Genomic DNA, 13,328 nt, shown 5'->3' on the forward strand with positions numbered 1-13,328 from the left:
CTCGCAGCGGCTTTTGTATTTTCTGAAATAACGAAGTGGAGAGCCGCATGGTTCCCGTAATCGCCCTGGTGGGCCGACCGAACGTCGGCAAATCCACCTTGTTCAACCGCCTGACCAGGACTCGCGACGCCATCGTCGGCGACTTGTCCGGTCTGACCCGTGATCGCCAATACGGTGAGGCCAAGTGGCAAGGGCGTTCCTACATTCTGGTCGACACCGGCGGTATCTCCGGTGACGAGCACGGTATGGACGAAAAAATGGCCGAGCAGTCGCTGCTGGCCATTGAAGAAGCCGATGTCGTTCTGTTCCTGGTAGATGCCAAGGCCGGTTTCACCGCCGCCGACCAGATGATCGCCGAGCATTTGCGCAAACGTAACAAGCGTTCCTACGTGGTTGCCAACAAGGTCGACAACATCGACCCTGAAATGGCCCGCGCCGAATTCGCCCCGTTGGGCATGGGCCACGCGATCCCGATCGCCGGCGCTCATGGTCGTGGCATCACCCAGATGCTGGAAATCGCCCTGAGCGACTTCCCGAAAGACGAAGAAGAACCGGAAGACGGCGAAGAAGAGCTCGTTGCCGAAGGCGAGGAAGCCAAGCGCATTCCTGGCCCAAGCGAAAAAGACGGGATCAAGATCGCTATCATCGGCCGCCCGAACGTCGGCAAGTCGACCCTGGTCAACCGCATGCTCGGTGAAGACCGGGTAATCGTGTATGACCAACCCGGCACTACCCGCGACAGTATCTACATCCCGTTCGAACGTAACGACGAGAAGTACACGCTGATCGACACCGCCGGTGTGCGCAAGCGCGGCAAGATCCACGAAGAAGTCGAAAAATTCTCCGTGGTCAAAACCCTGCAAGCGATCAAAGACGCCAACGTGGTGATTTTCGTGATGGACGCCCGCGAAGGCGTGGTGGACCACGACCTCAACCTGCTTGGCTTTGCCATTGAATCGGGTCGCGCGCTGGTCATCGCGATCAACAAGTGGGACGGCATGACGCCGAGCGAGCGCGACTTCGTGAAGGTCGAGCTGCAACGTCGACTGTTCTTCGTTGACTACGCCGACATCCACTTCATCTCGGCGCTGCACGGCACGGGCGTGGGCAACCTCTACGCCTCCGTACAGAACTCGTTCAAGTCCGCGGTCACCCGCTGGCCGACCAACCGCCTGACCCAGATTCTGGAAGATGCGGTCGGTGAGCACGCGCCGCCGATGGTCAACAACCGCCGGATCAAGCTGCGTTACGCTCACTTGGGTGGTGCGAACCCGCCGATCATCGTGATTCACGGTAACCAGATCGAGAAGGTGCCGAAGTCTTACGTCCGTTACCTGGAAAACACTTACCGTCGTGTTCTGAAGCTGGTCGGTACGCCGATCCGCATCGAGTTCAAAGGTGGCGAGAACCCGTATGAAGGCAACAAAAATTCGCTGACTGACCGTCAGGTCAACAAGAAGCGTCGCATGATGTCGCACCACAAGAAAGCCGATAAAAAGCGCCGCGACAAGCGCTGATCAGAGGCTTGCCGAGACCCTTGTGGGAGCGGGCTTGCCCGCGATGGTTGCACCGCATCAGGTACACCGCGTTATCGTTCATCGCGGACAAGCCACCACAGGGATCGGGGTGAAAGGGAGGGCGCTTTATGCGCCCTTTTTTTATGGGCGTCGGATGGGCTATCCTCGGGCTCTCCCGCGCCGCCGTTAGAGCCGGGTGTAGAGCAGGGAATGACCGATGATCACCAGTAAGCTGCCGAATGTCGGCATCACTATCTTCACGCAGATGTCTCAGCTCGCGGCGCAAACCGGGGCGATCAACCTGTCCCAGGGTTTTCCCGATTTCGATGCCCCGCAAGCCCTGTGCGATGCGGTCGGTCGGCACATCGCCAATGGCCATAACCAGTATTCGCCGATGACCGGCCTGCCGGTCCTGCGTCAGCAAGTGGCGGCGAAGATCGCTCGCAGCTACGGCGTCAATGTCGATGCCGACCACGAAGTCACCATTACGCCCGGGGCCACCCAGGCGATCTTCTGCGCCATTCAAGCGGTTATCCACAGCGGCGACGAAGTGATCGTGTTCGATCCGTGCTACGACAGTTACGAGCCGTCGGTGGAGTTGGCCGGTGGCCGTTGCGTGCATGTGCAGCTCGGGCTGAATGATTTCTCCATCGACTTCCAGAAACTGGCTGAGGCCATTACCCCGCGCACGCGGATGATTGTGCTGAACACACCGCACAACCCAAGCGGCGCGTTGATCAGCCGTGCCGAGCTCGATCAGTTGGCGGATTTGATCCGTGATCGCGATATCTACCTCGTCAGCGACGAAGTCTACGAACACCTGGTATTTGACGGTGTGCCTCATGTCAGTGTGCTTAATCACGAAGAGCTGTATCAGCGCGCCTTCGTAGTCAGTTCGTTCGGCAAGACCTATCACGTCACTGGCTGGAAAACCGGTTATGTGGTCGCGCCACCGGCCCTCACGGCGGAGCTGCGCAAGGTGCACCAGTACGTCAGTTTTTGCGGGGTTACGCCATTGCAATACGCTTTGGCCGACTTCATGGCCGAACACCCGGAACACATAGAAGAACTGCCGGGTTTCTACCAGGCCAAGCGCGACCTGTTCTGCGACCTTCTGACGCCGTCGCGCTTCAGTTTCACCCGCGTGACCGGCACCTATTTCCAGTTGGTCGATTACTCGCAGATCCGCCCGGACCTCAACGACGTCGAGATGGCGCTGTGGATGACCCGCGAACACGGCGTGGCGAGCATCCCGATCTCAGTGTTCTACCAGACGCCACCCGAAGGCCAGCGCCTGGTGCGCTTGTGCTTCGCCAAACGCGAGGAGACCCTGCGTGAAGCAGCGGCAAAACTATGCGTGATCTGAGTGCATTGCCAAATCTGACCATCGCGCTGATCCAGACAAGCCTGGCCTGGCATGACCGCCAGGCCAATCTGGAGCATTTCGAACAACTGCTGGAGCAGGCTCGCGGCGCCGACCTGATTATTCTGCCGGAGATGTTCACCACCGGTTTTTCCATGGAGTCCGAGACGCTCGCGGAGCCGGAAAACGGTCCCACCAGCAAATGGCTGCGCGCCCAGGCTGCGCAACTCGATGCTGTGATCACCGGCAGCATCATCGTTCAGGCCGCTGATGGCAGTCATCGCAATCGCCTGTTGTGGGCGCGACCGGATGGCGAGGTCTGGCATTACGACAAGCGCCACTTGTTCCGCATGGCCGGCGAGCACAATCACTACACACCGGGCGAGCGTCAGGTGCAGTTCGAGCTCAAAGGCTGGCGCGTGCGGCCGCTGATTTGCTACGACTTGCGTTTCCCGGTGTGGAGCCGGGACGCTCAGGACACCGACCTGTTGCTGTACACCGCCAACTGGCCGGGGGCACGGCGTCAGCACTGGAACCGTTTGTTGCCGGCACGGGCGATCGAAAATCTTTGCTATGTAGTGGCAGTGAATCGCATTGGGACTGACGGCAAAGGCTTTGCGTATACCGGCGACAGTCAGGTGCTGGATTTCCAGGGCGAGACCTTGCTCAGTGCCGGCGAAGCCGATGGCGTGTTTCAGGTGGTATTGAATGCCGCCGACCTTCAGGCTTATCGCACGCGTTTTCCGGCGAATCTGGATGCTGATACGTTTGAGTTCACCTGATCGGTGAGGGTTTAACGATTCATGGTTTCAGATTTCTCTGGAGGGGCCGATAGCAAGGTCAGCCAAGGAGGAATGCCCCATGATCAACGTGAGCACCATCACTATTAACTCGTACGCCGTGTCCTCGCCGAATGTCGCGACCGGAGAGCCTGACGAACGCAAGCTGGTCCCGGTTGATGACGCGACTGACGAGGATGGCAAGCTGCGCGTCAACAGCGCCGGTGCCAACATCGACTCTGTCGGCGGCGCCAGTGACCCGATTAGCATGTTGAAGAAACAGATCGAAGCAGCCCAGAAATTGCTGGCCGAACAGCAGGCTCAACTGGCGAATGCGCAGAAGATCCAGGACGACGAGCAGAGGGCGGCGCAGGTGATGGAAATCCAGAACCAGATCGCCGTGACCAGCAGCAACTTGCAAGTGCTGCAAGCCGCGTTGTTGCAGGCGATGTTTAGCGTTGATACTCACGCCTGACATGGTTGTTGCCTGAGCGGGCCCCATCGCGGGCAAGCCCGCTTTCACAGTGAAGGGGGCGAACACAATTTGTGTGTACATCCGGTCCCTGTGGGAGCGGGCTTGCCCGCGATGGGGCCATAACAGGCAACACAAAAACAGCAGGCAAACAAAAAGGCCCCAAGGTTCGCACCTTGGGGCCTTTTGCATTGCTGCAAACGCTTACGCCGCTTTCGCTTCCGGCTGGCTCAACGAGCGGTTCAGCGCGCTGAACAGGGCCTTGAAGCTGGCGGTGGTGATGTTTTCATCGATACCCACGCCGTGCACCGCACGTTGTCCTTCCACGCGCAGTTCAATGTAGGCCGCAGCCTTGGCGTTGGTGCCCGCGCCGATGGCGTGTTCGTTGTAATCCATGATTTCCACCGGAATCGGCAGACCGGCTACCAGTGCTTCCAGTGCGCCGTTGCCTTTGCCACGCCAGTGCAGGTTGGTTTCACCCTGGCCTTTGCCGGAGACTTCCACTTCCACGGCGCTGTGACCGTTTTCTTCCTGCAGGCGATGGCTGACCAGCGCGTACGGGGTGTTGGCCTGCAGGTATTCGCTGTGCAGCAATGCGTGGATCTGCTGAGCAGTCATTTCGAGGCCCAGACGATCGGTTTCACGCTGCACGACCTGGCTGAACTCGATCTGCATGCGACGCGGCAAGCTGATGCCGTACTCCTGTTCCAGCAGGTAAGCGATACCGCCCTTGCCCGACTGGCTGTTGACGCGGATCACCGCCTCGTAGCTGCGACCGATGTCGGCCGGGTCGATCGGCAAGTACGGCACTTCCCACAGGGCATCCGGTTTCTGCTGGGCGAAGCCCTTGCGGATGGCATCCTGGTGCGAGCCGGAGAACGCGGTGTGAACCAGGTCGCCGACGTACGGGTGACGCGGGTGCACCTGGATCTGGTTGCACTCTTCGACGACTTTGCGCACGCCGTCGATGTCGGAAAAGTCCAGCTCAGGGTGAATGCCCTGGGTGTAGAGGTTCAGTGCCACAGTCACCAGATCGACGTTGCCGGTACGCTCGCCGTTGCCGAACAGGCAGCCTTCGACACGATCCGCGCCAGCCATCAGGCCCAACTCGGTGGCGGCCACGCCGGTGCCACGGTCGTTGTGGGTGTGCAGGCTGATGATCACGCTGTCGCGACGGTTGATGTGACGGCCGAACCATTCGATCTGGTCGGCATAGATGTTCGGGGTCGCGCATTCAACGGTGGCTGGCAGGTTGAGGATCACCTTGTGCTCAGGCGTCGGGTTCCAGACTTCGATGACCGCGTCGCAGACTTCCTTGGCGAATTCCAGCTCGGTCGCGCTGAAGGTTTCCGGCGAGTATTCGAACGTCCACTGGGTGTCCGGCTGAAGGGCGGCGTATTTGACGAACAGCTTGGCAGCGTTGACCGCGATAGCCTTGATCCCGTCCTTGTCCTGATTGAAGACAATGCGGCGGAAGGAAGGGGAGGTCGCGTTGTACAGGTGAACGATGGCTTTCTTCGCCCCGCGCAGGGATTCGAAGGTGCGCTCGATCAGGTCTTCACGGCCCTGGGTCAGCACCTGAATGGTGGTGTCGTCCGGGATGTGGCCGTCTTCGATCAGGGTGCGCACGAAGTCGAAGTCGGTTTGCGAAGCGGCCGGGAACGAGGCTTCGATTTCTTTCACGCCGACCTGCACCAGGGTTTTCCAGAAACGCAGCTTCTTGACCGCGTCCATCGGCTCGATCAGCGACTGGTTGCCGTCGCGCAGGTCGGAGCTGCACCAGATCGGCGCGGCGGTGAGTGTCTTCGACGGCCAGGTACGGTCCGGAATGTCGATGGTCGGGAACGCGCGGTATTTCGAAGACGGGTCTTTGAGCATGCTCATCGGGAAATCCTTATTGTGTGGGCCGAAAAAAGGCGGCCTGCCGGTGGATCAAAAGTTCTTGGGAAAAGCGTAAGACGAGGCGTCGCAATTCAGCCCGGCAGTCGTGCGCTGACGAGGCACAGACTGCGGTGCTGGCGAAGCTGAATGAGGGTGTGAGAGGTTTTCATGCCTTCAACCCTAACCGCGAGGGTGAAGGATGGCAAGCAGTCGAAAAAAATTGAGAGGAATATCCGAAAAGCCTCTTTAATCGAGATTTTATTGCTCTAATTATCAGTGATCGTTTTGTTGTTTGCGCAAGGTTTGCGCCATGCGCAATTGAATACTTTGAATTGTTGGTTTCGTCAGCACAGCTATTCTTAAAGTCTCGGCAAGACGACTGGCAGGCAGGAGTCGAGAATGAACGAATCGGATTGGAAGCGTTACAGCGCGTTGCGTCCCTTGGCCCATGAGCGGATGTGTGTCCGGATCATGGAAGAGGTTGAGCGCACGGTGCTGGATAAAAGCCTGGCGACTTATGAGCGGATAGAAGCCAGTGAAGAGTTGCTCAAGGCTGGACAAAAGGAACTGTATTGGGCGTTCGGTGTGTTCAGGTGTTCACGGCATGAGGCCCGCTCGCATTTGCTTGGGCTGTGTGCTCGGGAGTTGATCCGACCTGAGGAATTGACTGGTTTCTCGGAGGAGACCCAGGCGTGGATCAAACACTGCCTAGCGGATCGGGAAGTCCACGGGATTGAGGATCTTGAGGCGGAATAAGCAGCGGTAGTGATGGCCTCTTCGCGAGCAGGCTCGCTCCCACATTTGATCTTTGTCGCACCGAAGATCCATTGTGGGAGCGAGCCTGCTCGCGATAGGGCCGCTAGCCTCAACGGCTATTTATGGCTGGAACGCACCGATAAAGATGGCCGGATCCACCCGCGCATCATTCAGGCTGATATTCCAGTGCATATGCGGCCCGGTCGCCCGCCCGGTGGCGCCAACCTTGCCGACCACACCGCCACGCGCCATCTGTTGCCCGACCTTCACATCAATCTTCGACATGTGGCAGAACATGCTGATAAAGCCCTGCCCATGGTCGACAAACACCGTGTTGCCATTAAAGAAGTAGTTACCGATCAGAATCACCTTGCCCGCCGCCGGGGTCTTGATCGGTGTGCCGGCGCCCACGGCGAAATCCAGGCCCGAGTGGGGATTGCGCTCCTCTCCATTGAAAAAACGGCGTACACCGAACTTGCTCGACAGCGGCCCGTTGACCGGTTTGTCCAACAGCAGGTTGCTCGGGGTATTCGGACTGAACGTGCGGTAGGCGGCGATCTGCTCGGCCAGTTCGCGCTCGATGCGTTTGAGATTGTCCGGGTCCGGATTGACCTGTTGGGTGTTTTTCAAGGTGATGCGCTGTTCCGGGTATTTCTTGTTGCCGACGGTGAAGCTCAGATTACGACCGCCGCTGCTGATGGACTGCGCCCCCGGCTTGACGGTCAACGGCACACCCACAATCGCCAGCCAATTGTTCTGTTCCTTGACCACCAGCACCGGTTTTCCTTGATAACTGGCTTTCGGTGCCTGGGCCGCGGCGCCCAGATCCACCACCGCCACGCCGCCCGGCACCGGTTTGTTCAGCAGACGGGTGATGTAGCTGTCGGCGTGGGCGTTGAAGGTCAGGCACAGCAACAGCAGTGGAGCTAGAAAACGCGGCATGGATCAATCCAGTAAAGAAAGGGTGACAGGCGTCAGGTGATTGTCTTCGACCCGCACTTGCAGTTCGCCTTCACCCAGTTTGGCTTTGAGGCGCTGGCCGTTGTGGGTTTGCGCGGCGTTGCGGATCGCGTTGCCGCGCTCGTCGAGCAAAATGCTGTAGCCACGGCCGAGGGTCGCCAACGGGCTGACCACGTGCAGCGTCTGCACCTGACTTTGCAATTGCAGGCGACGGGATTTGAGGCCTTCGCGGATGGCCCGGGGCAGGCGTTCGGCGAGGCTGTCGAGGCGCTGGCGCAGCATCGCCAGTTGCCGCCCCGGATGCTGCCCGGCGAGGCGGGTTTCGAGGCGGATCAAGCGTTCGCGACGGGTATTGAGGCTGCGTTCGAAGGCACGGCGCAGGCGCATGTCCAGATCATCCAGGCGTTGTGCTTGCTGGCGCAGACGTTCGCCGGGATGGCGCAAGCGCCGAGAGATGCCTTCGAGGCGCAGTCGATCACGCATCAGGCGATCGCGCATGCGCATCACCAGCCGACGGTGCAGGCTCTCGACCCGACGCACCAAATCACTTGAGTCCGGTGCCAGCAGTTCGGCGGCAGCGGATGGCGTCGGGGCGCGAACGTCGGCCACGAAGTCGCTGATCGAGACGTCGGTTTCATGGCCGACGGCGCTGACAATCGGTGTCACGCAAGCGTCTACGGCGCGAGCCACGGCTTCTTCGTTGAAACACCAGAGGTCTTCCAGCGAGCCGCCGCCACGGGCCAGGATCAATGCATCAAAACCACGGGCGTCCGCCAGTTTCAGCGCGCGGACAATCTGCGCCGTCGCTTCGCGGCCCTGCACGGCGGTGGGGATCAGCGTCAACTGTACCTGCGGCGCACGACGACGAAACACGCTGATGATGTCCCGGATCACCGCGCCGGTCGGCGAACTGATGATGCCAATGCGCTGCGGATGCGCCGGCAGCGGCACTTTGCGCTCGGCACTGAACAGGCCTTCGGCGCTGAGTTTTTCTTTCAAGGCATCGAACGCCAGGCGCAGCGCGCCATCACCGGCCGGCTCGACGGTATCGAGGATCAGTTGATAATCGCCACGTCCCTCGAACAGCGAAACCTTGCCGCGCACCTTGACCGCCAGACCATCCTTCAGCGCCTGACGAACCCGCGCCGCGTTCTGCCGAAACAATGCGCAACGCACCTGGGCGCCGCTGTCCTTGAGGGTGAAATACACGTGGCCGGACGCCGGGCGGGCGAGGTTGGAGATTTCGCCTTCGACCCAGATATTGCTGAACACGTCTTCAAGCAACACCCGCGCGCGGCCGTTGAGCTGGCTGACAGTCAGGACTTCACGGTCCAGGCCGAGTCTTGCAAAGGGATCTTTAATCATGGGGCGCAGTTTAAAGGCATTCGGCGCTGAATCTCCATGCGTCAGCGTAAATCCCTGTGGGAGCGAGCTTGATCGCGATGACGGTTTAACATTCACCATTGATGTCGACTAACACATCGCTATCGCGAGCAAGCTCGCTCCCACAATGATTTGTGCAGGTGTTGATGAAGCGTTGGGCCAGTGCCGTCGGATTCTGCCGGCAGGCGAGGGCGACGGTGCTGTGGCAATCCGGGTCGGCCAGGGGCAGGAAATGAATGTCGGGCGGCGCAATGTCCTGCATCGATTCCGGCAGCAGGGCGATGCCGAACCCGGCCTGAATCAATTGCAGTTGCGTGGTTTTGCGCGACACCACTCGGGCCGCTTTTGGAAAGAACCCCTGACGCATGCACAGCTCGGCGGACAGATAACTCAACCCGCCACGCTGGGGATGAGGAATGGAGATAAACGCCTCATCCTTCAGTTGCGCCAGGTCGATGCCCCGAGCGGACTTATCCACAGCCAGCCGGTGATTGGGCGGGACGGCCAGGAGCAATCGTTCGTTGTACAAAGGAACAATCTGCACGCCTTCGCGTTGGCGCAACACCGGCAGGCGTAGCAGTCCGACATCCAGCCGGTTGTCCGCCAACGCTTCAAGCTGCGCTTCGGAAGACAGCTTGGCGATGTCCATGGACACGCCGACATGCTGGCTCAGGTAATCGCTGATGCCTCGCAGCAGGCGGCCACTCATGGGCACGGTGCTGGAATGGCTGAGGCGCAAGGTGCCGAGTTCTCCATTGCCGACCTGGGTGGCCATCTCACTGGCTTTGGCCAATTCGTTCAGCAGGTTTCTGGCCCGGGGCAGGAAGGCTTCACCGGCGGCCGTCAGTCGAGGCAAGCGTGCAGTGCGCTCGAACAACGGCGTTTGCAGGCGGGTTTCCATGTCCTTTATTTGCCGGCTCAAGGCCGACTGAGCAATGAACAGTCGTTCGGCTGCAGCGCTGAAACTCCCGCACTCTGCGATTTCCACGAAGTAACGCAATTGACGGGTTGAAAGCACGAGGTATGCCTTTTTGAGATGAGAGGGCGGCTTTGAAGATATTAGTCGCAAGACTCAGCGCTGGCTAAAGTCATCACAGGTATTTAATGAAGGCGTGCAGATGAGCGTGCTTGAGTTGTTGCACCAATGGCCATTTGGCGCGACGGATTGGCTGGTGATCGGGTTGGGCATCGCCCTGGCCTATATCGTGTTTGGCATCGCCGGGTTTGGCACCGCGCTGGTGGCCGGGCCGATTCTGATTCTGTTCATGCCGCTGTCGAAGATCGTGCCGTTGCTGGTGCTGCTGGATTTTGTCGCGGCGTTCGGCAATCTGCTGCCCTCGCGACGGGATGTAGCCAAGCCGGAACTGCTGCGGCTGCTGCCGTGCATGGCGGTGGGTTGCACGCTGGGTGTGATCTTTCTGCTGAACCTGAAGTCCGACCTGTTGCTGCTGTTGATGGGGCTGTTTATCAGCGTCTATGCGGTTTATAGCCTGTGGGTCAAAACCCGCCCGACGCAGTTGTCGGCAGGCTGGGCGGTGCCGATGGGCACGGTTGGCGGGATGTTCGGGGCGCTGTTTGGTAGTGGCGGCTTTTTATATGCGATCTATTTGAACAGTCGGTTACCGAAAGACGCGGCGCGCGCGACTCAAAGTGCACTGATCAGTTGCAGCACCGTGGTGCGCCTCAGCCTGTTTGCTGTCGCGGGTGTGTATACCGAGCTACCCTTATTGGTATTGGCCTTGTGTCTGTTGCCGGCCATGGCGTTGGGGTTGTGGATTGGCCGGCGGCTGACCATGAGATTGTCCCGAGAGGCGTTTGTGCGGCTGGTGACGTGGTTGGTGCTGGCCAGCGGGATTGCGTTGATCGGGCGGTATTTGAGTACTTGACCGGATTTCGTCAGGGATTAAGCTGCCCGCCGTTCCGACGCCTTCGCGGGCAAGCCTGCTCCCACAGTGACCGGGGTGGACATGATTTTTATGTACACCACCAAGCCTTGTGGGAGCGGGCTTGCCCGCGAAGGCGTCAAACGGTACGCCGCAGAACTTTCCATTTTGACGCAGCAGGCTTGCACCATGAATTCTCAAAGCATCATCGTCCCGAAAATCTCCACGCTGCCGGTGCACGAACCCCGGGCAAGGGCGGTCGTGCGGTGGCTGGTGCGCAAGAACATCATCAAGGAAGAGCTGACCACTTGTGGCCGCACCGGCAATCGCATGGGCCACGCCATCGCCGACGGTGCCCGCGCAGTGGTGTTGCACCCGCAAGCGCTGCCGTTCGGCGAGCCGATCAATGGCCTGGAGATTGTTACCAAGCGCTGCATCTACACGCCGGCCAAGGGGTTCCTTGAAGAAGCAGGCTGCGCCGAGTGTCGCAAGGAAGTCGGCGAAGCGCTGTTCGAAAGCCTGGAAGACTGGATGCCGGGGCGCACCGATAACTTCACCTGCCCGGAATGCGGGCATGAAGACGACATCAACGGTTTTCTTTTCCTGCAGGAATGCGGCTTTTCCAACCTGGGATTCATTTTCAACAATTGGGCCGAGGCGGGGTTCAAGCAGAGCTTTATCGATGAGTTTGCCGATTGGCTGGATCAGCCGGTGAGTTGGGTCAAAGTCGAGCTGTAGGCGACGACAATCCCCGTATATCAGTAATGCTAATAATAGACAGAGTTTTACATTGAACCCGAGGGGGTGTCTGACTATAATGGCGCGCTTCCATTTTCCCGCTCGGGAGCCCCCGCGATGCTGCGTATCAGCCAAGAAGCTCTGACATTCGACGACATTCTCCTAGTGCCTGGTTATTCCGAGGTGCTTCCTAACGAAGTCAGTCTCAAGACCCGCCTTACCCGTGGCATCGAGCTGAATATTCCTCTGGTTTCTGCCGCCATGGACACCGTTACTGAAGCCCGTCTGGCAATCGCCATGGCTCAGGAAGGTGGCATCGGCATTATCCACAAGAACATGACCATCGAGCAGCAAGCTGCCGAAGTGCGCAAGGTCAAGCGTTACGAAGCCGGCGTGGTCAAGGACCCGATCACCATCGAGGCTGAAGCCACGGTTCGTGAACTGTTCGAACTGACCCGCATGCACAACATCTCCGGCGTTCCGGTTTTGCACAATGGCGACCTGGTCGGCATCGTCACTTCCCGTGACGTGCGTTTCGAAAATCGTCTGGAAGCCACTGTCCGCGAAGTGATGACGCCTAAAGAGCGTCTGGTCACGGTCAAGGAAGGCGCCGACAAGAACGACGTTCGCGAGCTGTTGCACAAACACCGCATCGAACGCGTACTGATCGTCGACGACAAATTTGCCCTCAAAGGCATGATGACCGTCAACGACATCGAAAAAGCCAAGGCTTACCCGCTGGCCAGCAAGGACGATCAAGGTCGTCTGCGCGTTGGCGCTGCCGTCGGTACCGGTAAAGACACCGGTGACCGCGTAGCTGCCCTGGTCAATGCCGGCGTTGACGTGGTGGTGGTCGACACCGCACACGGTCACTCCAAAGGCGTGATCGACCGCGTTCGTTGGGTCAAACAGAATTTCCCTGAAGTGCAGGTGATCGGCGGCAACATCGCCACTGGCGCTGCCGCCAAGGCCCTGGCCGAAGCTGGCGCCGATGCCGTCAAGGTCGGTATCGGCCCTGGCTCTATCTGCACCACCCGCATTGTCGCCGGTGTCGGCGTCCCGCAAATCAGTGCCATCGCCAACGTTGCCGCTGCCCTCGAAGGCACCGGTGTTCCGTTGATCGCCGACGGCGGCATCCGTTTCTCCGGTGACCTGTCCAAGGCAATCGTGGCCGGTGCTTCCTGCGTGATGATGGGCTCGATGTTCGCCGGTACTGAAGAAGCGCCGGGCGAGATCGAACTGTTCCAGGGGCGTTCGTACAAGGCTTACCGCGGCATGGGTTCGCTGGGCGCCATGTCCCAGGCTCAAGGTTCCTCCGACCGTTACTTCCAGGACTCCTCCGCGGGTGCCGAGAAGCTGGTTCCGGAAGGCATCGAAGGGCGTGTTCCTTACAAGGGCTCCCTGAGCGCCATCATCCATCAACTGATGGGCGGCCTGCGTTCCTCGATGGGCTATACCGGCAGTGCCGACATCGAAGAAATGCGCACCAAGCCTGAGTTCGTGCGGATCACCGGCGCTGGCATGGCCGAGTCCCACGTCCACGACGTGCAGATCACCAAAGAAGCGCCAAACTACCGCGTAGGTTGAGGCTTCAAG

At 59.5% G+C, this 13,328-nt stretch carries 12 protein-coding genes; 8 read left to right on the forward strand and 4 right to left on the reverse strand.

Features of this window, described 5'->3' with window-relative positions; translation table 11 throughout:
• Nucleotides 1–47: 47 nt before the first annotated feature.
• The 4 genes from der to F8N43_RS09310 all read left to right on the forward strand — a co-directional run bounded on the left by der (nucleotide 48) and on the right by F8N43_RS09310 (nucleotide 4,134).
• Nucleotides 48–1,517: a ribosome biogenesis GTPase Der gene (der, locus tag F8N43_RS09295; RefSeq protein WP_150633835.1), complete on the forward strand. Its 1,470-nt coding sequence runs from the start codon at nucleotides 48–50 to the stop codon at nucleotides 1,515–1,517.
• A 217-nt stretch (nucleotides 1,518–1,734) separates the two neighbouring features.
• Nucleotides 1,735–2,883, forward strand: coding sequence for a pyridoxal phosphate-dependent aminotransferase (locus F8N43_RS09300; RefSeq protein ID WP_150633834.1), 1,149 nt, complete (start codon nucleotides 1,735–1,737; stop codon nucleotides 2,881–2,883).
• Entirely contained in the window at nucleotides 2,871–3,662 is a 792-nt protein-coding gene (locus F8N43_RS09305) for an amidohydrolase (RefSeq protein WP_150633833.1), read from the forward strand. Before F8N43_RS09300 ends, F8N43_RS09305 begins: the two co-directional genes overlap by 13 nt.
• Before the next feature lie 79 nt (nucleotides 3,663–3,741).
• Nucleotides 3,742–4,134, forward strand: coding sequence for a hypothetical protein (locus F8N43_RS09310; protein WP_150653673.1), 393 nt, complete (start codon nucleotides 3,742–3,744; stop codon nucleotides 4,132–4,134).
• A gap of 201 nt (nucleotides 4,135–4,335) precedes the next feature.
• On the opposite strand, the gene leuA is transcribed toward F8N43_RS09310, so the two are convergent.
• Entirely contained in the window at nucleotides 4,336–6,015 is a 1,680-nt protein-coding gene (leuA, locus tag F8N43_RS09315; RefSeq protein ID WP_150653674.1) for a 2-isopropylmalate synthase, read from the reverse strand.
• Between the two features lie 396 nt (nucleotides 6,016–6,411).
• On the opposite strand from leuA, the gene F8N43_RS09320 reads away from it, so the two are divergent.
• On the forward strand, nucleotides 6,412–6,768 hold the full coding sequence (locus F8N43_RS09320; protein ID WP_150638949.1) for a hypothetical protein: 357 nt from the start codon (nucleotides 6,412–6,414) through the stop codon (nucleotides 6,766–6,768).
• Nucleotides 6,769–6,888: 120 nt separating this feature from the next.
• On the opposite strand, the gene F8N43_RS09325 is transcribed toward F8N43_RS09320, so the two are convergent.
• The 3 genes from F8N43_RS09325 to F8N43_RS09335 form a co-directional block, all read right to left on the reverse strand.
• Nucleotides 6,889–7,710: a M23 family metallopeptidase gene (locus F8N43_RS09325; RefSeq protein WP_150633829.1), complete on the reverse strand. Its 822-nt coding sequence runs from the start codon at nucleotides 7,708–7,710 to the stop codon at nucleotides 6,889–6,891.
• Between the two features lie 3 nt (nucleotides 7,711–7,713).
• On the reverse strand, nucleotides 7,714–9,093 hold the full coding sequence (gene xseA / locus F8N43_RS09330; protein WP_150638948.1) for an exodeoxyribonuclease VII large subunit: 1,380 nt from the start codon (nucleotides 9,091–9,093) through the stop codon (nucleotides 7,714–7,716).
• 85 nt (nucleotides 9,094–9,178) lie between these two features.
• Nucleotides 9,179–10,129, reverse strand: coding sequence for a LysR family transcriptional regulator (locus tag F8N43_RS09335; protein ID WP_150638947.1), 951 nt, complete (start codon nucleotides 10,127–10,129; stop codon nucleotides 9,179–9,181).
• Between the two features lie 100 nt (nucleotides 10,130–10,229).
• Between F8N43_RS09335 and F8N43_RS09340 the strand changes: the two genes are divergently transcribed.
• The 3 genes from F8N43_RS09340 (at nucleotide 10,230) to guaB (ending at nucleotide 13,319) form a co-directional block, all read left to right on the forward strand.
• Nucleotides 10,230–10,997 carry a sulfite exporter TauE/SafE family protein gene (locus F8N43_RS09340; RefSeq protein ID WP_150653675.1) on the forward strand — a complete coding sequence of 256 codons (768 nt, stop codon included), beginning with the start codon at nucleotides 10,230–10,232 and terminating at the stop codon, nucleotides 10,995–10,997.
• A gap of 186 nt (nucleotides 10,998–11,183) precedes the next feature.
• Nucleotides 11,184–11,732 (forward strand): sugar ABC transporter ATPase, encoded by a 549-nt coding sequence (locus F8N43_RS09345; protein ID WP_150633825.1) that lies wholly within the window; start codon nucleotides 11,184–11,186, stop codon nucleotides 11,730–11,732.
• 117 nt (nucleotides 11,733–11,849) lie between these two features.
• Complete coding sequence (guaB, locus tag F8N43_RS09350) at nucleotides 11,850–13,319, forward strand: IMP dehydrogenase (protein ID WP_150633824.1); 1,470 nt, start codon at nucleotides 11,850–11,852, stop codon at nucleotides 13,317–13,319.
• Nucleotides 13,320–13,328 lie beyond the last annotated feature (9 nt).

It is taken from the genome of Pseudomonas fluorescens, assembly GCF_902498065.1.
Lineage (GTDB): Bacteria > Pseudomonadota > Gammaproteobacteria > Pseudomonadales > Pseudomonadaceae > Aquipseudomonas > Aquipseudomonas fluorescens_BJ.

Bases quoted from the DNA above. Each gene is read 5' to 3' on its own strand.
- F8N43_RS09300 (WP_150633834.1), top strand. From the start codon at position 1,735: ATGATCACCAGTAAGCTGCCGAATGTCGGCATCACTATCTTCACGCAG.
- leuA (WP_150653674.1), bottom strand. From the start codon at position 6,015: ATGAGCATGCTCAAAGACCCGTCTTCGAAATACCGCGCGTTCCCGACC.
- F8N43_RS09310 (WP_150653673.1), top strand. From the start codon at position 3,742: ATGATCAACGTGAGCACCATCACTATTAACTCGTACGCCGTGTCCTCG.
- xseA (WP_150638948.1), bottom strand. From the start codon at position 9,093: ATGATTAAAGATCCCTTTGCAAGACTCGGCCTGGACCGTGAAGTCCTG.
- F8N43_RS09325 (WP_150633829.1), bottom strand. From the start codon at position 7,710: ATGCCGCGTTTTCTAGCTCCACTGCTGTTGCTGTGCCTGACCTTCAAC.
- F8N43_RS09345 (WP_150633825.1), top strand. From the start codon at position 11,184: ATGAATTCTCAAAGCATCATCGTCCCGAAAATCTCCACGCTGCCGGTG.
- F8N43_RS09320 (WP_150638949.1), top strand. From the start codon at position 6,412: ATGAACGAATCGGATTGGAAGCGTTACAGCGCGTTGCGTCCCTTGGCC.
- guaB (WP_150633824.1), top strand. From the start codon at position 11,850: ATGCTGCGTATCAGCCAAGAAGCTCTGACATTCGACGACATTCTCCTA.
- F8N43_RS09340 (WP_150653675.1), top strand. From the start codon at position 10,230: ATGAGCGTGCTTGAGTTGTTGCACCAATGGCCATTTGGCGCGACGGAT.
- F8N43_RS09305 (WP_150633833.1), top strand. From the start codon at position 2,871: ATGCGTGATCTGAGTGCATTGCCAAATCTGACCATCGCGCTGATCCAG.
- der (WP_150633835.1), top strand. From the start codon at position 48: ATGGTTCCCGTAATCGCCCTGGTGGGCCGACCGAACGTCGGCAAATCC.